This is a genomic window from Halobacterium zhouii (genome assembly GCF_021249405.1).
In the GTDB taxonomy this organism is placed as follows: Archaea; Halobacteriota; Halobacteria; order Halobacteriales; family Halobacteriaceae; genus Halobacterium; species Halobacterium zhouii.
Map to the genome: position 1 here is coordinate 1,798,951 of NZ_CP089593.1, position 18,665 is coordinate 1,817,615.

The following is an 18,665-nucleotide window of genomic DNA, read 5'->3' on the forward strand; positions in this document are numbered from 1 at the left end:
ACAGGTTCGTCGGTGCCGGACAGCCACGCTCACCGGATCTTCCGCACGTCGCTCACGTCGAAGCCGGCGTCGTGTATCTCCGTCTCGAACTGCACGATGTCCTCGGCCTCGAGGCGGCTGAGCACGCCGCGGAACTCCCGCACGAACATCGTCCGCACGCGCTCGTTGCCGCCGCTCTCCCAGGAGAACTCTATCGTTCCGTCCACGGACGTCATCAGGCGCCCGAGCTGGTCGTCCGTGACCGCGCCCCGCGCGAGCAACAACAAGATTAGGCCGTCCCAGTCGCGGGCCGCCTTCCGCAGTCCCTTCAGCGTGAGCACCACGTCGCTGAACGACATGTCACTGCTACGAGCGCCGATGAGGTCCGACAGCGAGTCCACCACGACCAGGCTCTCGCTCGCGTGCTCGTCGAGGTAGTCCGCGAACGCGCCCAGCACCTCCCGGCGCTCGTCCTGCTGGCCGAGGTCCGTTATCTGCCGGTGCTCGCCCGAGTACCACTCTCGGGGCACCGGACTCAACTGGAAGAACTCCGGCGAGAGATCCTCGAACGTCACCGCCTCCAGGCCCGCCTCCACGATCTCCTCGTCCATCGAGAACGAGATCTCGCGCTGTAGTTCCGGTTCGTCGGCCGTGAACGAGACGTAGTGGATCGACTCCGGCGCCCGCGCGTTCCCCTGGAGGTCGCCGTAGTGCAGGTCGAAGAGGTCCGCGTCGGCCTCCCGCAACCCATTCATCACCGTACTCGTGTAGAGGAACTCGCGTGCTCCGGCCCCCGCGTCCCCGGACAGCAACACCACACTGCCCTCCGGTGCGCCGCCCTCGATTCGGCCGTCCAGCCGCGAAATGCCGAACGGAATCGTCGCCATACCCCGGCGTCACACGCAGAGTGCTTACGTCTTGTGCCGTGGTTGTGGGTCGTGTTTTGGTTCGAGTGGAAAGCTCCGGCAGCTCTCACAGTCCCACTTCTGCGAACACCCAGAAAGCCCCGGCCCTTTCAGTCCCACCCTACCGGCTGGCCAACCGGCCAACGGGAGGACTGAAAGGGGCGGCGGGCTACACGAACCCCGGCGATGTAAGCACCGTAGGGAGCGAAGCGACCGAGGCGCGCAGCGAGTCGCGGGAGTGTAGCCCGCCGGGGCTTTCTGGGTGGTCACAGACGCAGGTCAGTCCCCTCACTCGACTAGGGCACCAACGTTTCGCGGTTCGACGACGCGGACATCGCCACCGACACCAGCAGCGTCGAGCGCGCTCCAGCCAGCATCTTCGGCAGCATCTGCTCGTGAGACATCAGTGACACCGTACACCACGGGCCCCCACGACGATTGACCCGCGCCCGTGACTGCGGGACTGGCGGTGAGTTCGTCGACGAGTGCGCCGGCGGGCGGGCGGTAGACGCCGCCCTGCTCGTCGGCGTACCACGCGCCGTTGAGCCGTCCGACTTCGGCGACGGCCGCGCCGAACGCGTCGACGTCGTCGGTCGCAATCGCAGGGAGGACGCGGCGGGTGACGGCGCCGGCGATGCGGTCCGCGAGCGCGCCGTCCGCTCGCTCCACGACCGAGCGCATGCTCTCCTCTTCTCCGCTCTCGGATTTCCCGGGGTCGGCGTCCGGGCACACGAGCACGAAGCGCCAGTCCTCGGGGACGGCGTGGCGGGCGGAGACCGGCGGAACGTCCCACTCGCCGCGCGCCGGGCGCTCGGTAGTGAATCGCTCCGTTGGGTGGCCGGCGTCGAGCACGAACCCGCCGGCTTCGAACGCCGCGACGCCGACGCCGCTGCGCCCGCCGCGGCCGAGTTCGGGCGCTCGCTCGCGGACCCGGGGGTCGCGGCCGTGAGCCCGCGCGACGGCGGTGAGCACCGCGAGCGCCAGCTGGGTGCCGGAGCCGAGGCCGACGTGCCGGGGGAGTTCCTCGCGAACGGTGACGTGCGCGCCGTCGACGCCGAGCAGGGCACAGGCGCGCTCGGCGTGCTCGCGGGCGTTGTGGTGGTCGCAGACGACGGTGTCGGCCCGTTCGGCGTCCACGACGACGCGAGGTTCGTCGAGTGCGAGGCCGACGCTCCCGTACAGTCGGTCCCGGGAGAGCGAGAGGTTACAGAAGCCGACGTGGAGGCGACCGCCGGTCTCGACTCGAGCCATGCGCGGAGTTCGACGCGCCACAGGAAGGTGGTTTCGTCGCTGGCAAACCTGCCCGGTATGGGAACGCCAGTTCGGGGCGGTCAGACCACTGCCAGCGAGCGGACGCCGTACGCGGTCCGGGCCACCTCGCTCACCGGAACCGACGCCACCGTCTCCGAGTTTCGTCCGTCGAAGCGGAGTATCGTACCGTCGTTCGCGCCGGCGTACACGATGTCGCCGTCGCTCGCCCACGAGACCACGAATCGCTCGCGACCACCAGGGTAGCGAACGCGCCGGAGGTCGCCGGGCGGGCCGGCGTACACTGCAGCGTCCGGCGGGTTCCATCGCGGCGGGGACGCGTTCACGCCGACGTACAGACGCTCGCCGACCGAGCACGTCTCTCGGCAGTACCGCCGCGTCCCCGTGTCGAGGCGGGTCCACGTTTCGCCCGCGTCGGTCGTGTAGAACGCACCGTCTCCGGTCCCCAGCACCCATTCACCGCGTGACCGAACGGCGACGTGGTGGACATCGTCGCGGCGCTGTGCGGCCTGCGGGTTCTCCTCCGCGGGGCCAGCGCTCCGCCACGTCCCGTCCTCGTCGCGGACCGCGAGGCCACCGACTTCGACGCCGACGAGCACGCGGTCGCCGTCCGTCGCCAGCGTTCGCGCCCACGCGTCGTCGCGGAACGACGGGGTCGGCCAGCCCTCTCGAGATGCGAGGTCACAGAGGCCCTCAAGCGTGGTCCAGCCGTCTGTGCGTCGGTAGACGGTGAGCGGCCGGACGCCTGCGAGCAGATTCTCGCCCGGTTCGACGCTGTGCACGTCGGACATCGGCAGCGCACAGTGGCGCCACGTCTTCCCAGCGTCTGTCGACTCCAGTAGTCCGTCACTGGTCACAGCGTACGCCGTCCCCTCCGCCACCCGCACCGCTCGGACGTCCGCATCCAGGACCTGCGTCTCGTTGTCCAAGTCAACCCGATAGAGCCCGTCCGGGGTTGCAGCGAGCAGCAGCACGTTCAGCGACCGGAGAGGAACTCCGGTAGGCGGAGTCGCTCGAGGTCGTCCTTCGTGACCGAATCGAGGTCGATCTTCTCCAGTAACTCCGGCAGGTCGGTCCGGGAACTCGCCTCGGCCGTGAACCCGGATTCGCCGCCACCGCCCTGCTCGTAACTGATGAGTTTCGACCACACCGCGTCCTCTCTGGACGGGAAGTCACTGTCGAGGTCGTCGAGACCGCCAGACGCGAATTCCCGGTCGAGTTCCGCGGCGGAACTCTTCCCCTCGTCGTAGGCCATCTCCACGAGCGAGCGGCCCACGGCCGTGACCAGTTGGCGGTACTCATCTGGGTTCTGTTCGCCGAGGACGGCGGCGACGCCGAGCGCGTACGCCCGCCACACGGCCTCCTCACGGTCCAGGTCATCCTCGCTCCAGTCAGTCGACAGCGTCTCCTCGTACATCAGTCTGGCCTGACCTTCCGGCTCGGGTCGACCTGCAGTCCCGACCCCGTGAACGTCACGTCGCGGATGTCACAGTCGATGTTCGTGCCGCGCATCTTCACCACCTGGACGCCCCGAGTCATCCCGCCGCCCTCGAGGAAGTTGTGGAGGAAGACGACGCCGTGTGCGAGGTAATGCTCCTCTGCGTACGCCGTCGGGTCGGTCATCTCGGAGACGAGGACGACGGTCGCGTCGGTCTGTTTCAGGCCCGTGACGAAGTGGGTCACTTCCGTGTCGGTGCCGTCGGTGAAGTGGTCGAGGAGCATCGTCGAGTCCACCACCACGCGGTCGTAGTCCTCCTGGCGGATCATCGACGCGAGACGGGCGGAGAGGCCACTCTCCCGGCCGTACTTCGCGAGCGACTGGCGGGAGCGGTCCCGGGTGAGATTCAGGAACGTGAACCGGTCAGTGCTCGTCGCGCGCTCGAACCCGAAGTCGTAACTCGACATGTCCTCGACGAGTTCGTTACGCGTCTCGTGCATCGTCACGTACAACACGTCCTCGCCGTTCCGAATGGCGTCGGTGACGAACTGCGAGGCGAGCGTCGTCTTCCCGCTGCCCGGCGGCCCGCTCAGCGTGTAGAGTCGGCGCGCCGGAAGTCCACCGTCGAGCATCGAGTCCAGCCCGGCGACGCCAGTTGAGACCCTCATCGAGCGAGCGAACACAGTCCGGACGTAAAGCAGTTCAGGGTCGAACCACCGAGTGCGCGGCGACGAAGTTACCGGGGGTCGTCTGTCTCGGTCGAGTGCACGCGGACCAGGACGCTACTCCCGGCCTCCCCCAGGACCTCCGCGTCCTCGCGGCGGTCGAGAGCGTCCTTGTCTGCCTCGTGGAGTCGCCGCGTGACGACGCGGCTGCCGTCGCTCGAGACGATGTCCCCCACCTTCACGAGGTCGTTCGGTTCGAGGTATTCGTAGACCGAAAACAGGCCCTCGACGTTCCGAGTCGTCACCGTCCCGATTGTGGTCGTGCCGGGGGCTTGCCCTTCGAGTGTCGCCTTCGATATCTCGACGCCCTGCCCGAACTTCTGGGACATCGCCGGGAGCACGCTCTGCTGGGTCTCCTCGGAGGGCCTGGTCTCCGTCGACCGGATCTCCAGTCGGAACGCACGGTCTCGACCACCCATGCTTCGACCGTACGTGTGCGTCCGCTCATTTGAATATTTGGCAGCCGTGCTGACAGTATTGTTATGGGTGCCCTCATATGGCAGCGGTCGCGCTCGCGTCAACGGGCAAACTGGCCGGATGTGCGGCGAATCAGACACTCGATGGTGAATCCAGAATAGTGACTGAGGGGCAACACTTATGATAGGAGAGTGTGTTAATGACAAACATGACTGGTGGTGGCCTAAGTGACCTGGGCCGAATCGACTCTCCACGAAGCACCACCCCTTCCGAGGACGGCCCGCACGCCATCCTCACGCTCGACCCCGTCTTCGACGCGCTCGCCCATCCAGAACGTCGATTCTTCCTCTACGCCCTGCACGCCGGCCCGGAGCGAACGCTCGAGGAACTCGCCCAACAGTTGACCGACTGGCGGGAGGAACGGCAGGACGGCGACGCCGGACGGAACGCCGAGCAAACGTATCTCTCGCTGTACCACACCCACGTCCCGAAACTCGAGGCGTGTGACGTCGTCGAACTCGACGACGACACCGGCGTCGTTACCCACGGCTCGAACGCCGACAAGGCACTCGCGGCGCTCGCGGGCGCCGTACAGGGCATCGAACAGTTCGAGAACGACGCCATCCGGTCTCCGGGCGAGAAGATGCCGGAGACGTAACACCCAGTTGATTGACCGCGAATGGAACCACGCCACCAGAACGACCTCGAGAACGCCGGCGCGACGGTCCTCGAGCGCCGTGGCGACGACCGGGTCGGCGAGTACACGGTCGAGTTCGACGGGTCCTTCGACGAACTCGAATCGAGGACCGAACACCGGTACAAATGCGGAGGACACACCTACGAGGACGAGAATGGCCGTCGCTACATCGTGACAGCGCTCGAGTAACCGGTCCGACCGACACCGTCAGAAATCGAGAGTGGGCCCGCCGAGATTCGAACTCGGGTCCGACGCACCCCATGCGCCGAGGATACCGCTACCCCACGGCCCCACACGCGTCCAAATGTGGGTTCGGGCATTAAGGCCTTCGCTTTCCCCGGATAGTAGACCGACCGAGAGCGGGGTCTCCTGTACGCTCACACCAGGACGCGCTCCAGGTCGACGACAGTCCCCGACTCCGCGCCGGGGTCGCCGACGAGGCGACCGAGGCAGACCACCGAACCGTTCGGTGTGAAACACGCCACCAGCGCGTCGCGTTCGGCGTCGTCCGCGTCCAGCACGCCGGGCGCGTACACCGGCGCGCCCTCAGCGACTTCCCGGGCCGCCGACTCCGCGATGGTCACCGACGGGAGGTGTGTGAGTGCGCGCTCGGCCGGCGACACCACGTCGCGGAGCGCGGCCTCGGGGTCGCCGCTGGGTGGTTCGGTGTCGTCCTCGTCGCGCCACCACGCCAGCGCGTCCGCGAGGTCCTGGAACGTGCGGAGGTCGGTGTCGTCGAACGGCGTGGTCGCCGTCCGCCGGAGGTGACCCATGTGCGCGCCCGTGCCGAGCGCCCGCCCGAGGTCGTGGCAGAGCTTCCGGACGTAGGTGCCGGACTCACAGCGGATGCGGAGGAGCGCCTGCCGGTCCCGGATTTCGAGCACGTCGAGGTCGTAGACGGTTCGCACGCGGAGGCGGCGCGCGACAGCGGACTTGCGCGGCGGCTTCTGGTAGAGGGCGCCCTCGAACTCAGCGACCACGGACTCGAGGGCGACGGGCGCGTCGCCGTGGAGTTCGAGGACGGCGACGTACTCCTTCGGGCCCTCCAGGAGCGCCGGCGCGAGTCGCGTCGCGGTGCCCGTCAGCACGGGTAGACAGCCGGTAACCTTCGGGTCGAGCGTGCCGGCGTGCGCGGCCTTCTCGACTCCAAGCATGTCCCTGATCCACGCCGACACCTGGTGGGCCGACGGTCCCGGCGGCTTGTCGAGGTTGAGCACGCCGAACTCGATGACGTCTTCGGGGTCGCGGTTCTCGGGCGCGTCGCGTAGCATCTCAGAACTCGTAGTCGACGTTCTCGATGGGCGCGGGCCCCTCGTCACTCGACGGTTCGTAGGAGTCGACGGCGTACAACACGATGTCGGTGACCGCGTCGGGCCCCCAGCGCGCGGTGTTCACGGAGAGGTCGTAGATGGTGAGGTCGTCGAAGTCGATGCCGTAGTACTCCGCGTAGCGCGCGGTCTCGGACTCCTCGCGTTTCTCGGTCTCGGCGCGCGCGGCGGCCGGCGTCTTCTCCTCGCGTTCCGCGATGCGGCGCGCGCGAACGCCCAGCGGCGCGTCCAGCCAGATCTTGATGTCGGCGTACTCGCCCGCCATCCACCCCGCGAGCCGGGATTCGAGGACGACGTCGTCGCGGTCCCGCGCGGTCTCGCGGAGCTGCCGGTCGAGGTCCCTGTCTATCTGGGGGTCCTCCTCGGCGAGTTCGTTGAACTCCTCCAGGGAGAGGTCGCGTTCGTCGGCGAGACTCCGGAAGATGTCGCCGCCCGAGATGTGCTCGTAGTCGAGGTGGTCCGCGAGCGCGGACGCGGACGTGCTCTTCCCGCTCCCCGGCGGCCCGGAGATGGTGATCAACATATCTCTGCTGTGTCCGGCGCGGACAAAGAGGTTTTGAAAGGACGGTCGGAGGGCGGAATGGGAACGGGGTTAACCGACAAGCATCCGCGACCCGAGCGGCTCGAAGAGCCCGGAAGGGTCGCGGTTCACCGAGCGCGAACGCAGTGAGCGCTCGGGCCGACGACTGAGCGGAACGAAGTGAAGTCGTTCGAGAGAGCGAAGCTCTCTCGTGATGACGAGAGACGCCTCCGGCGTCTCTCGGACCACGAAGGAGGAGTGCTTTTTCCCCAAGTTTTTGCCGAATGGGGCGCGCTTCGCGCGCCCCATGCAGAGCAAAAAGTGGGTCTACGTCGGCGTCGTCTGGATGTTCAGCGCCTTCCGGATGACGTTCGAGAAACCGAACGAGCACAGGAAGTACCAGAGGATCCACGCCGGGAAGACGAGGACGCCGGAGTTGAGGTCCGTCTCGCCCATGAGCGGGAGCGTCACCATGCGCTCCTCGACGGGGACGTTACCGGTGCCGAGCATCCAGTACATCCAGAGGAACACCGGGATGGTGAACAGCATGATCCACACCATCGGTCGGAACTGCTCTTTGAGCATGCCGGCCTGGTCGCCGAATGCCTCCATCTGTTCCTCGCGGAGGCGTTCGACCTCGGCGTCGTCGCCGCGCTCGCGGGCGTCGCTCATGCGCTCTTGGATGTCCTTCGCACGTTCCTGGTATTCGGACATCTTCTCCATGTCGGTCAGGTTAGCCTGAAGAATCGTGGAGTAGAGGCCGGTGAGCACCGCGAGCACCATCACGACGATGTAGAACGGGAGGATGGAGTCGAGCGGGCTGATGATGGTGTTCATCGTGTTCCCGATGAGGTTCTGGATGGACTGGATGTTGTAGCCGAGGAACACGCCGATAGACCCGACGGCGGCGAGTTTGTCCCACTTCGACCACGAGGACGCTTCCGGGCCGTCGTCGTCGTCGGTGTCGTCGTCCGGGGCGAGGCCCTCGCGGACGCCGTCGGCGTCCGCGAATTCGAATCCCTCGTCGGATTCGACGAGGATGTCCTTCTCGAGGAGGCGCCCCCACTGGCCGCTGCTCACGTCGCCCTTGACGTCGCGCCAGCGGAGTTCGCCGTCCCGCTCGAGGAGGGTTTCGAGTACCTCGGCCATCTCGGGGTCCTCGTGGACCAGCGAGCGGACCTTCTGCGGGGTTCGTGCCATTCTTGGTGTCTCTTTGGAGTGCCCTCTTGAACCTCTTACGGAATGGGGAACGCGTCCGTGCCGACGCGCGGCGTGTTCACGACACCGTGACGGCAGTCTCCGCGGTGGCGTCGGCGTCCGGTGCCGCGACCCACGCGCGAACCTCGTAGGCGCCGGACGGGGCGTCCGGCCACGTCGCGGTGTAGGACACACGGTCGCCGGGCGGGAGCGTCTCGCTCCCGGTCACCATCCCGAACATCCGGTCGTCGCTCCACCGCCACCGTTCCGCTCCCTCCTCGGTCGCGACGAACTCCGCTCGCTGGGCGTCCTGGAACGACAGCGTCACCGGCTCGTCGCCCTCGTTGACTACGGTCAGTTCGAGTTCGACCCCGTCAGCCGTGGGTTCGGCGGTGAGTGACGCGGTGAGCACGGTCAGTCACTCGCCTTGCGAGTACAAAATGTCCGCGGTGGGTGGACGCGTCTTCGTCCACCGTTTCGCGGTGAGTGGACGTGCCTTTGCTCGTGGTGCCACGCGGTCCGTCGTCGCCGCGTGGTCGGTCGTCGGAGCCGTAGCGGGGTGGAACCGGGGACCAGGCGACTCGCCATCAGTCGTCGCTGGAGTCGTAGCCGAGGGCCGCGGCGGCGTCGAGCAGCCCGGAGCCCTGTTCGTTCGACCCGAGACCGAGGTCCTCGGCGGTGCTCTTGAGTCTGCTTCGGGCGTCCGTGTTCGTGTATCCGTTCGCCATGAGCAGGCCGGCGGCGCCCGCGACGTGTGGGGTCGCCATCGACGTGCCGGAGAACGTGTCGTAGCCGCCCGGGATGGTGGAGTAGACGTCGGTCCCGGGCGCGATGAGTTCGACCTCCGGTCCCGTCGAGGAGAACCCGGAGAGCGAGTCGTCGGACGCCGACGAGGAGACGGCGAGACATTCGCTGTACGACGCGGGGTAGCCGACGCAGTCCGAACACGGCCCGCTGTTGCCGGCGGCCGCGACGAGGAACACGCCCTTCCCGTACGCGTAGGAACACGCGTCCTTGAGGACGCTAGATCCGGAGGACGCACCGAGGCTCATCGACCCGACATCCCAGCCCTGGTCGGCGACGTACTCGACGCCCGCGGCGATGTCCGAGAACGACCCGGAGCCGCGCTTGTCGAGTACCTTCACGGCGTGCAGCGTCGCCTCCGTGGAGACGCCGCGGACGCCCTGCGTGTTGTCGTCGGCGTCGGCGATGCCCGCGCAGTGCGTGCCGTGGTCGTTGTCGTCGTCCCAGTTCTCGGCGTAGCTTCCGCGCGCCTTCACGAACGCCTTCCCGGCGCCGAGGTTGTCCACGAGGTCGGGGTGGTCGGAGTCGATGCCGGTGTCGAGGATGGCGACGTCGCCGCCCGACCCGGTCGTGCCGTTGGCCGACGTCACGTCGGCGTCGACGCGGTCGACCCCCCACGTCAGTTGCTGATCGAGGGCGTGCATCGTGCCGTTGCGCTCGACGTACCGCACGTCGGGGCGCTTGGCCAGGCCGGAGATGGCGTTCTCGTTCACGCGAAGCGTCATCGCGTCGAAGTTGAACTCCCGGAGGACGCTGCTCGCCTCTGCGGCGGCCGCGCGCCGTCCGCTCGCCGCGCTGTAACCGACGTTCACTTCGACCGTATTCGGTTCGGCGGACGCGAGGCCAGTGATGCTGAGGCCCGCGAGCGCGCCGCCGGTCGCTTTCAGTACGTCACGTCGCGTTCTTCCTATGGGTTGTTCCACCATAGCATATCGACGTGCATACCACGTGGTTGTTAATCTTTTCTAGCATCCAGTATAATTATCCATTATTTATGACTTAATTATCTCTGGTCGGGTCGAGCGACAGGAGAGACAGGGAACTGGTCTGCTGGTAGGCGACTGACCGCGAGGCAAAACGAAGTGAACAGCGGCGGACGGCAGCGCTCCGGATTCGTCTACTGCACGCGTTACTCGAGGGCGTCCCGAATGTCCTCCCAGACCTCGTCCGGCGTCTGCTCGCCGTCGATCTCGACGAGCACGCCCGCGTCGCGGAAGTACTCCACGACCGGGGCGGTGTTCTCCTCGTACACCTGGATGCGCTCGCGGGCGGTCTCCTCCGTGTCGTCCTCGCGCTGGTAGAGGTCGCCGCCACACTCGTCACAGACGCCCGGTTCCTCGGGCGGGTTGAAGTCGACGTGGTAGGTCGCGCCGCAGTTCTCGCAGACCCGGCGGCCCGTCAGGCGGCGGACGAGTTCCTCCTCCTCGACGTCCAGGTAGAGCACGGCGTCGAGGTCCGTGATGGAGTCGAGGTACTCCGTCTGGCTCTCGTTCCGCGGGTAGCCGTCGAGCACGTAGCCGTCGGCGTCCTCGAGAGCGGTCTTCACGATCTCGTTGACGACCTCGTCCGGAACGAGTTCGCCGGCGTCCATGTACTCGCCGGGCGTGTCGTACGCCAGGTCGAGGTGGCTGATGTCCATCTGCTTGTTCGCGCGGAGCGCGTCCCCCGTGGTGACGTGCTCGACGCCGAAGTGTTCGACCAGTCGACGGCTCTGCGTCCCCTTTCCGGCCCCGGGTGCACCGAGGATGAGTACGTGTGGGTTGCTCATGGAAGCCGATTCATCGGCCTCGATTATGACGGTGTTGCTTCCGGGCGAACTTCTATGCGCTCTGAACCAGCACGTAACGGTATGGACGAAGCCCTCCGCACGTCGGCGACGTACGAGCAAAACGCCGACGCCTACGAGGAGAAGTACCTCGGCGGCAGCGTCGCCGCCGACCACGGCGGCCCGTTCGTCGACGAACTCGACGGCGACCGGGTTCTCGACGTCGGTTGCGGTCCGGGTAGCGACTCGGCGACGTTCGCGGACACCGGCCTCGACGTGACCGGGCTCGACGTCACCCAATCGTTTCTCGTAGCTGCCGCCGACCACCTCGACGAAGCGGGGGCTGCAGTCTCACAGCCCGGCAGCGCCGCGTTCGCCCGCGGCGACATGCGCTCGCTTCCGCTCGACACGGACGCCTTCGACGGTGTGTGGTGTTGTGCGGCACTCCACCACGTCCCGAAGGACGAGGCAGGGGCTGCGCTCGCGGAGTTCGCGCGCGTCCTCCGCGACGACGGCATGCTGTTCTGCTCGGTGAAACGCGGCGCGAACGCGGGGTTCGAACCGGACGACGACCACGGCGACGGTGACGACCGCTTCTTCGCGTACTACTCGAGCGAGGAGTTCGAGGACGTTCTCGATGACGCGGGACTCGACGGCAACGTGCGCCTCGACGACCGCTGGGTGTCCGCGCTCGCGTCCCCCAGGTAATCGCCCGGTTCGGTCTCCCGACCGCTCGCGTGTCCCGACCTGATTAGTGGCCGGGGCGCGAAACACGACCATGACTCGATTCGAAGCCACGGAGTCGGCCGAGCGCGTCGCGCTCGCCGTGGACGCCATCGCCGCGCACCGCGACCGAGAGAGCGCGTTCTGTACGCTGGAGGCGGACGACGACCCGAGCGACGACCCTGACTTCCTGCCGCCGTGGGTGCAGTACGCCGACGGCACGCTGAACCTGGACTGCACGGACGAAGAACTCGACGCGCTCGACGGCGTGCTCGCCGACTTCGGGGCGTTCACTGTCGAATCACAGGACAGCCACGAGGACGCGCCGGGGACGAACGTGCGAATCGAGGCCCAGACGGACGACGAGCGCGTCGGCCAGTTCGTGGAACGCGTGTTCCGGGACGTGTACGAACTCGACGAGGAGTTCCGTCTATGGGCCGTCGAGGTGTGAATCGTCTGTCGATAGTCGCAAGGGAAACCCCTCGACGAACGAGTGTCGACTGTCACCCGTTCGGTCCTGCGTCTCCCCGAGCGACGCGGTGAACCAGCGGTCCCGCTATCGGTGTCCACTCCCTCAGCGGCTCACCGTCGTGGAGCTACTAACGGAGACGCAGTCTCAGACACTAGCATTAAGTAGCCGCTGCAGGTAGGGGAAATGTAACTATGGCCGCGCTTACTGAGGAGTATCTTGTCGGGCAGTTGGTGCGTGGTGTGCTCCATCCCGATGGAACCGCCGTCAACCCGAATTCGGGGTCGTAGACGCGATGTCGGAGAGCGGTTTCCCAACCCGGAGTAGCGGTAAACGTGGTACGAACACTCCTGATATCTCGATCTAACCATGTCAGATGAACCCCCAGAGAGCGGTGTCGCTGAAAGCAGTCAAACAGATGACAACGTAGAGACTGAACTGTCCAGGGACATGAGCCTCACCGACGTCACGTTCATCGGCGTCGGTGCGATGATCGGTGCTGGCGTGTTCGCGTTGACCGGTTTCGCGGCCGGGCTCGCCGGGCCGGCGCTGACGCTCGCGTTCCTGTTGAACGGACTCGTCGCGACGTTCACCGCCATCTCGTACGCCGAACTCGGCGCTGCGTTCCCCGAAGCCGGCGGCGGCTACCTCTGGGTGAAAGAAGCCCTCGTCGACCCGAACGGATTCTACGCGGGATGGATGAGTTGGTTCGCCCACGCCGTCGCGTGTTCGCTGTACGCGATCACCTTCGGAACGTTCCTGGCGCACCTGATTCACTACGCTGGCCTCCTTCCCCAGGTCGATGAGATCCTGCTGTTCGGCGTCATCACCGGCCCCATGCTGGAGAAGATCTTCGCGGTGTTGATGGTCGCGCTGTTCGGGTACATCAACTACCGCGGCGCCGAGGAGACCGGGACCGCGGGAATCGTCGTCACTGCGATCAAGATCATCGTCCTCGGTATCTTCGTCGGCTTCGGCATCCTGGCGACGGTCAACTCCCCGAACTGGACCGGGAAGTTCCTGAACAGCCCCGAGTTCGCCCCCGCCGGCCTGTTCGGTATCGTGGGCGCGATGGGGTTCACCTACATCGCGTTCGAGGGGTACGAGATCATCGTCCAGTCCGGAGAGGAGGTCGTCGACCCGGGCAAGAACATTCCGAAGGCGGTGTTCTACTCTATGATCATCGTCGTTCCGATCTACATTCTCGTCGCGTTCGCCTCTATCGGCGGCATCAGCGTGACGCAGACCCTCGTTCAGGAAGCCGGTCTCGCCGGCCAGACGCAGGTGTACACGTGGGAACTCCTCGGCGAACTCGGTGAACTCGGCATCATTCGAGCGGCGGGGCAGTTCGTCCCCTACGGCGTTCCACTGTTGCTGATCGCGGGGCTCGCAGCGACGATGAGCGCGCTGAACGCGACCGTCTACTCGTCCAGTCGGGTGTCGTTCGCGATGGGTCGGGACCGCGCGCTCCCGGCGTTCTTCCAGCGGATCGATTCCGAGAAGCGCACGCCCCACATCGCGATCTTCCTCTCAGTCGTGCTCATCGCGATAATGGCGGTCGTACTCCCCATCGAGAGCGTCGCCGCCGCGGCGGACATCATGTTCATCCTCCTGTTCATCCAGGTGAACTGGACCGTCATCAAGATGCGACAGACCCACCCCGACCTTCCGCGCACGTACACGGTGCCGTACATGCCGTGGCCGCCGCTCATCGGTATCGCCCTCCAGTTCCTGCTCACGCCGTTCCTCATCTACACACTGGGCCTGGAGTTCTTCGGCATCGGCACCAGTAACCACGGGCTCATCGCGCTCGTCACGACAGTAATCTGGATGGGGCTGGGGCTCGCCGTGTACTACGGCTACTCGAAGCCCCGCGAGGCCGAACAGATCGAGGAGGAGACGCCAACGGTGGTCTCCGAGAGCGCGCCCTCGAACGCGGAGAAGCAACTCGTCGTCCCCATCGCGAACCCCGAGAACGCGAACCAGCTGATGCAGACCGCGGTCGACATCGTCGAAGACCGTGGTGGGGAGATCCTCGTCATGAGCGTGGTCACCGTCCCCCAGCAGACGCCGCTCTCGGAGGGACGCCAGTTCATCAGCGACGAACGTGACGTGTTGAACGAGGCGATGGAGATCGCGGAAGCCGAGGACGTCCCCGTCAGCGGAACGATTCGCATCGGCCACGACGTCTCGACGGCGATCCTGAACACCATCGACCAGTACGACAGCGACGCCGTGCTGATGGGATGGAAGGGCCAACACAAGACCCAGCGCCGCGACATCGTCCTCGGAAGCAACGTGGACACGGTCGCCCAGGAGGCGGACGCCGACGTGCTCGTCGAGCGCCTCGGGGAGGACGCGACCGGGAGGGCGGAAACGGTCCTCCTGCCGACCGCAGGCGGCCCCCACGCGGAGTTCGCGGCGGAGATCGCGTCCGCAATCGCCGACGACGGTCACTCGGAGATCGACGTCGTCCACGTCGTAGACCCTGACGCGAGCGAGAGCGAGCGCCAGAAGGCACAGGAACTGCTCGAGTCGACGAGCAGTCACATCGACGGGAGCAGTGAGGTGACGACGCGGATCATCGAGGGTGACGACGTCGTCGAGACCATCACGGAGGAGTCCGAAGGGTACGACATGACGCTCGTCGGTGCGACGCGCGAGGGACTGCTCAACCAGTTCGCGTTCGGGTCCATCCCCGAGCAGATCGGGTGGGACGCGAAGAGTACGGTCATCATGGCCAAGCGGAATCTCGGGATCACGTCGCTCATCAACCGCTGGCTCTGACCCGGGGTTCCCGGACGCCCGTAACGGGCGTTTCCGACGACAAGCGATATACCGGTAGGGAGTAAACAGCGGAACATGGCGTTGTTCAACAGTGTCATCGGAATCGCCGCGCTCCTGGTCGGCGTCGCTCTCTTCGTCATCGTTCTCGTTATCGTAATCGACATCTACCGGTGGCTCAGGAATCCCGAAGCGAACGGGGGGCTTCAGGAGTGAGAGCGCTGTTCACCCCAGAGTAGAACGGTTGTTCGTCTTCGGGAACGGACTGATATTCACCGCCAGAGACGGGACTACCGTGGGTTTCCGGCCACAGAATCACTGTTCGAACCGATGTCGTCTGTACTGTCGACTCCTCGCCGGTGAACGTCAGCGTGACCTCACCGGAGACGCCCGCGCTCACCAGCGGAGTTTCGTGGCGTACCGGTAGAGCGGGAATAACAACTCGGCCACGCGGTCCACCACGCCGGTGGTCCGCGCGTACACGAGCACCGGAACGTCGCGTCCGCGGGCGGTTTCGACGACTCGGTCTGTCGTGCTGCCGAACACCCAGCGGCGGAGTTCCCGCGTCCGCGTTGCACCGACGAGCAGCGACGCGCCCTCCTCGTCAGCGACGAACACGAGACCGTCGGCGACGCTGTCAGCCGAAACGTCGTGTGCCTCGACGTCGACGTCCGGGGAGAGCGCGTCGAGCGTGTCCGTGACAGCCTCGCTCGTACCCTGCCCGCCGGTCGGCGCCACGCGCACGACGTGGATGGTCGACCCGGCCCGCCCGAGCGCGTCGACGAGTGGCAACAGCGCCTCGTGGTGCGGGCCGCCGCCGGCGCCGACACAGAGCGTGTCGAGGGCGTCCGCGTCCTCGAAGCCGTCCGCGTACACCACGTCACAGGGCGACTGGTACTGGACCTTCCGGGTGACCGCGGGGCTCTCGCGAGGATACCCCATCACCACGAGGTCGGCCTCGTAGCCGCGAGCGGTCTCCACGATGTCGTAGCCGACGTCCCGACTGAGGTGGCCTTCGACCTCGTAGTCGACCGCGAGGTCGGCGTCCGAGAGCTCGTCCTCGATGGCTTCGGTTCGTCTGGTGGCGGTGTCGCGAACGACCTCGTTCGGGGTCTGTTCGGGCAGTTGCGTGATGGTGAGCACGCGAATCATGGGGTCGTCGTCGACGGCCGCCGCCAACCGCGCTGCGACCTGGACGTGGCCGACCGCGCGACCTGGGCGAGAGACCGGAACCAGGACAGTGTGCCGGCCTTCGGAGTCGGCCGGATTCGCGGCCGGCGAGTCCGTCGCGGCTCCGGACTCGGTGACTCGCTCGAACAGTTCCTCGGATTCGGGAGCACCACCCCACAGCACGTAGCCGGCGACGGCGACGACGACCACGACGACGCCGAGTGCAACACCGACCAGCGGGAGGTTCGTGATGAGCGCGAGGTTCGCCACGACGCCGAGGACCGGCAGGAACGGAACGAGCGGGACGCGGATCGGGCGCTCGAGGCCGGGTTCGTTACGGCGCGAGTAGACCAGAGCGACGTTGACGACCGACAGCGGGAGTAGGAGGTTGAACGTCGCGAAGCCAGTGAGCGCGTTCAGCCCGAGGTTCGGCGTGAGCGGGACGACGACGGACGCGATTCGCACCGCAGCGACTTCCACGCCGCCGAGCGCGCCGTGCTGGGAGAACAGACTGACGAACACGACGATGAGCGCGACGATGGTGCCGATGACCGCGGTGACGCTCCAGAACGGCGTTCCGTAGTCGGGGTGGATGCGCGCGAACGACCGCGGGGCTTGCCCGCGGTCACCCATCAGCGACCCGATGCCGCTGGCCGCGAGGATGCTCGCGTTCGACGCGCTCACCATCGAGAACACCGCGCCGGCGACGATGAGCGCCTGCCCGATGGAGCCGAGGAACGCCGCCGCGACCTGCCCCATCGCCGTCTCGCCCGCGCGCAGAACGGCCTCGCTGACGGGCGCGTTCACCATCGCGATGATGACGAACGTGTACAGCACGGTGACGGTGACGATGCTCGCGGCGATGGCCTTCGGCACCGTCTCCGTCGGGTTGATTATCTCGCCCGCGCTCGCGGCGATGGCCGAGAAACCGAAGAACGTGATGAACGCGAGGGCCGCCACGGAGACGATGCCGACGATGTCGGTGGAGAACTGTGCGGTGAACGTGCCTACCGCCGCGGCCGGGCCGGTGTACGCGAACGCGCCGCCGATGAACGCGAACAGCACCGCGACCTTCGCACCAGTCACAATCACCTGGAAACCGCCGCTCTCCTCGGTTCCCTGGGCGTTCAGCACGCCCAGGAGGACAGCGGTGAGGACGCCGACGCTCCCCCGCGGAATCGCGTCGTGCAGGTGGAGGGTCGTGCCTGCGAAACGGAGGGTCTCCGGGATGATGAACGCGAAAAACCACTCGTCCATCGTCGCGAGATAGAACGCCGTCGTCCCCGTGTACCCGAGGAACAGCGACGCGCCGACGAAGTACGTGAGCAGGTCGCTGTCGAACGTGCGCGAGGAGAAGAGGTAGCCGCCGCCGTTCTCCGAGTAGATGGAAGCGAACTCGGAGTACGACGCCGCCGTGATGCTCGCGACGACGGCGGCGAGCACGAACGCGATGACCGCGCTCGACCCGATGCGCGCCACGGCGAGCCCCGACAGCGAGAAGATGCCCGCCGCGATCATCGTCCCGAGCCCCATCGCGAAGGCGACCTTGAACCCGAGCGTACGGGTGTGTTCTACCATTGGTCTGTAATGTCCGGGAAGGGAGGTAAATCCTATTGCTGGACCACTCGCGGCGAACAGCAGTTCTCGACTTCGGAAGCGGACAGTTCGGCGGGCGCAGTCGCTTGATTCTGGGTAACTCGTGTGATTTCGGACGCTCGGGACGGAACCGGCAGTATAAATGAGGACGCTTCGTACACGCCAGACACGATTGCCGAGCGACGAGAGTTCCAATCTATGTACATCGTAATTGTCGGCGCGGGTGACACCGGAACGCCGCTCATCGAGATGGCCACGCAGGGTGGCAACGAGGTAGTCGTCGTCGAACGCGACCACGAGCGGGCGGAACGGGCCGCAGAGACGTTCGATTGTCTCGTCATCGAGGACGACGCGACGTCGAAGGAGACGCTGCGCGAGGCGGGCGCCGACCGCGCGGACGCGCTCATCAGCACCACCGACGAGGACGCCACGAACGTGATGGTCTGTCTGCTCGCCCAGGACCTCTCGGTGCCCAGCGTGGTCTCCGTCGTCCAGAACCCCGAGCACATGAGCCTGTTCCGGGAGGTCGGCGTCAACACCATCGAGAACCCCCAGCGGCTCATCGCCGACTACCTCTACCGCGCGATCAAGCGCCCCTCCATCGTGGACTTCATGCGCGTCGGCGAGGAGGCCGAGGTGTTCGAAATCCACGTCGAACCCGACGCACCGATCGCGGGCCGGACGCTCGCAGAGGCAGGCGACGACGGCACGCTTTCGAGGGACATCCTCGTCGTCGCGGTGGACCGCGACGGCGACGGTGACCCGATCACGCCCCGCGGGAACACTCGAATCGAGGCCGGCGACCTCCTCACCGTCTACTCGTCAGACGGCGTGACGCCGGAACTGACCCGCCTGTTCGGACACCACGAGAGCGACTGA

20 protein-coding genes and 1 tRNA gene are annotated in these 18,665 nt (G+C 66.5%); 7 read left to right on the forward strand and 14 right to left on the reverse strand.

From position 1 onward, the window contains the following. Positions 1 to 29: 29 nt before the first annotated feature. The 6 genes from LT970_RS09330 to LT970_RS09355 all read right to left on the reverse strand — a co-directional run bounded on the left by LT970_RS09330 (position 30) and on the right by LT970_RS09355 (position 4,735). A complete protein-coding gene (locus LT970_RS09330; protein ID WP_232686194.1) occupies positions 30 to 866 on the reverse strand; it encodes an RAD55 family ATPase in 837 nt (278 codons plus the stop codon). A gap of 306 nt (positions 867 to 1,172) precedes the next feature. Beyond that, positions 1,173 to 2,135 carry a beta-ribofuranosylaminobenzene 5'-phosphate synthase family protein gene (locus LT970_RS09335; RefSeq protein WP_232686195.1) on the reverse strand — a complete coding sequence of 321 codons (963 nt, stop codon included), beginning with the start codon at positions 2,133 to 2,135 and terminating at the stop codon, positions 1,173 to 1,175. A gap of 80 nt (positions 2,136 to 2,215) precedes the next feature. Further along, a complete protein-coding gene (locus tag LT970_RS09340) occupies positions 2,216 to 3,127 on the reverse strand; it encodes a beta propeller repeat protein (protein WP_232686196.1) in 912 nt (303 codons plus the stop codon). Between the two features lie 2 nt (positions 3,128 to 3,129). Next, positions 3,130 to 3,570, reverse strand: a complete 441-nt coding sequence (locus tag LT970_RS09345; protein ID WP_232686197.1) for a DUF8057 family protein — start codon at positions 3,568 to 3,570, stop codon at positions 3,130 to 3,132. Beyond that, positions 3,570 to 4,259 carry an RAD55 family ATPase gene (locus LT970_RS09350; protein ID WP_232686198.1) on the reverse strand — a complete coding sequence of 230 codons (690 nt, stop codon included), beginning with the start codon at positions 4,257 to 4,259 and terminating at the stop codon, positions 3,570 to 3,572. Before LT970_RS09350 ends, LT970_RS09345 begins: the two co-directional genes overlap by 1 nt. A 68-nt stretch (positions 4,260 to 4,327) precedes the next feature. Beyond that, complete coding sequence (locus LT970_RS09355; protein WP_232686199.1) at positions 4,328 to 4,735, reverse strand: hypothetical protein; 408 nt, start codon at positions 4,733 to 4,735, stop codon at positions 4,328 to 4,330. 206 nt (positions 4,736 to 4,941) lie between these two features. Here LT970_RS09355 and LT970_RS09360 point away from each other — a divergent pair, with 206 nt between their 5' ends. Both LT970_RS09360 and LT970_RS09365 read left to right on the forward strand, forming a co-directional pair. Then, positions 4,942 to 5,391, forward strand: a complete 450-nt coding sequence (locus LT970_RS09360; RefSeq protein ID WP_232686200.1) for an ArsR family transcriptional regulator — start codon at positions 4,942 to 4,944, stop codon at positions 5,389 to 5,391. A gap of 21 nt (positions 5,392 to 5,412) precedes the next feature. Further along, on the forward strand, positions 5,413 to 5,619 hold the full coding sequence (locus LT970_RS09365; RefSeq protein WP_232686201.1) for a hypothetical protein: 207 nt from the start codon (positions 5,413 to 5,415) through the stop codon (positions 5,617 to 5,619). A gap of 32 nt (positions 5,620 to 5,651) precedes the next feature. Here the strand turns inward: LT970_RS09365 and LT970_RS09370 are convergent. The 7 genes from LT970_RS09370 to LT970_RS09400 all read right to left on the reverse strand — a co-directional run bounded on the left by LT970_RS09370 (position 5,652) and on the right by LT970_RS09400 (position 11,047). Further along, a tRNA-Pro gene (locus LT970_RS09370) sits at positions 5,652 to 5,721 on the reverse strand. Positions 5,722 to 5,807: 86 nt separating this feature from the next. Next, the gene (locus LT970_RS09375) at positions 5,808 to 6,701 is read right to left on the reverse strand and encodes an RNA-guided pseudouridylation complex pseudouridine synthase subunit Cbf5 (RefSeq protein ID WP_232686202.1); all 894 of its coding nucleotides are present in this window, start codon (positions 6,699 to 6,701) and stop codon (positions 5,808 to 5,810) included. A 1-nt stretch (position 6,702) separates the two neighbouring features. Beyond that, positions 6,703 to 7,281 carry a (d)CMP kinase gene (cmk, locus tag LT970_RS09380; RefSeq protein ID WP_232686203.1) on the reverse strand — a complete coding sequence of 193 codons (579 nt, stop codon included), beginning with the start codon at positions 7,279 to 7,281 and terminating at the stop codon, positions 6,703 to 6,705. Positions 7,282 to 7,605: 324 nt separating this feature from the next. After that, positions 7,606 to 8,478, reverse strand: a complete 873-nt coding sequence (locus LT970_RS09385; RefSeq protein ID WP_232686204.1) for a DUF106 domain-containing protein — start codon at positions 8,476 to 8,478, stop codon at positions 7,606 to 7,608. A gap of 76 nt (positions 8,479 to 8,554) precedes the next feature. After that, positions 8,555 to 8,887 carry a BsuPI-related putative proteinase inhibitor gene (locus LT970_RS09390; protein WP_232686205.1) on the reverse strand — a complete coding sequence of 111 codons (333 nt, stop codon included), beginning with the start codon at positions 8,885 to 8,887 and terminating at the stop codon, positions 8,555 to 8,557. 175 nt (positions 8,888 to 9,062) lie between these two features. Further along, positions 9,063 to 10,205 carry a S8 family peptidase gene (locus LT970_RS09395; protein ID WP_232686206.1) on the reverse strand — a complete coding sequence of 381 codons (1,143 nt, stop codon included), beginning with the start codon at positions 10,203 to 10,205 and terminating at the stop codon, positions 9,063 to 9,065. Positions 10,206 to 10,408: 203 nt separating this feature from the next. Beyond that, on the reverse strand, positions 10,409 to 11,047 hold the full coding sequence (locus LT970_RS09400) for an adenylate kinase (protein ID WP_232686207.1): 639 nt from the start codon (positions 11,045 to 11,047) through the stop codon (positions 10,409 to 10,411). An 81-nt stretch (positions 11,048 to 11,128) separates the two neighbouring features. Between LT970_RS09400 and LT970_RS09405 the strand changes: the two genes are divergently transcribed. The 4 genes from LT970_RS09405 to LT970_RS09420 all read left to right on the forward strand — a co-directional run bounded on the left by LT970_RS09405 (position 11,129) and on the right by LT970_RS09420 (position 15,236). Then, positions 11,129 to 11,752, forward strand: coding sequence for a class I SAM-dependent methyltransferase (locus LT970_RS09405; RefSeq protein ID WP_232686208.1), 624 nt, complete (start codon positions 11,129 to 11,131; stop codon positions 11,750 to 11,752). A gap of 70 nt (positions 11,753 to 11,822) precedes the next feature. Continuing rightward, a complete protein-coding gene (locus LT970_RS09410) occupies positions 11,823 to 12,218 on the forward strand; it encodes a DUF7975 family protein (RefSeq protein ID WP_232686209.1) in 396 nt (131 codons plus the stop codon). 387 nt (positions 12,219 to 12,605) lie between these two features. Beyond that, positions 12,606 to 15,023 carry an amino acid permease gene (locus LT970_RS09415; protein ID WP_432419597.1) on the forward strand — a complete coding sequence of 806 codons (2,418 nt, stop codon included), beginning with the start codon at positions 12,606 to 12,608 and terminating at the stop codon, positions 15,021 to 15,023. 75 nt (positions 15,024 to 15,098) lie between these two features. Further along, the gene (locus LT970_RS09420; protein ID WP_232686211.1) at positions 15,099 to 15,236 is read left to right on the forward strand and encodes a hypothetical protein; all 138 of its coding nucleotides are present in this window, start codon (positions 15,099 to 15,101) and stop codon (positions 15,234 to 15,236) included. Positions 15,237 to 15,416: 180 nt separating this feature from the next. Here LT970_RS09420 and LT970_RS09425 read toward each other — a convergent pair whose 3' ends face one another. Next, positions 15,417 to 17,768, reverse strand: coding sequence for an amino acid permease (locus tag LT970_RS09425; RefSeq protein WP_232686212.1), 2,352 nt, complete (start codon positions 17,766 to 17,768; stop codon positions 15,417 to 15,419). A gap of 216 nt (positions 17,769 to 17,984) precedes the next feature. On the opposite strand from LT970_RS09425, the gene LT970_RS09430 reads away from it, so the two are divergent. Continuing rightward, positions 17,985 to 18,665 carry a potassium channel family protein gene (locus LT970_RS09430; RefSeq protein WP_232686213.1) on the forward strand — a complete coding sequence of 227 codons (681 nt, stop codon included), beginning with the start codon at positions 17,985 to 17,987 and terminating at the stop codon, positions 18,663 to 18,665.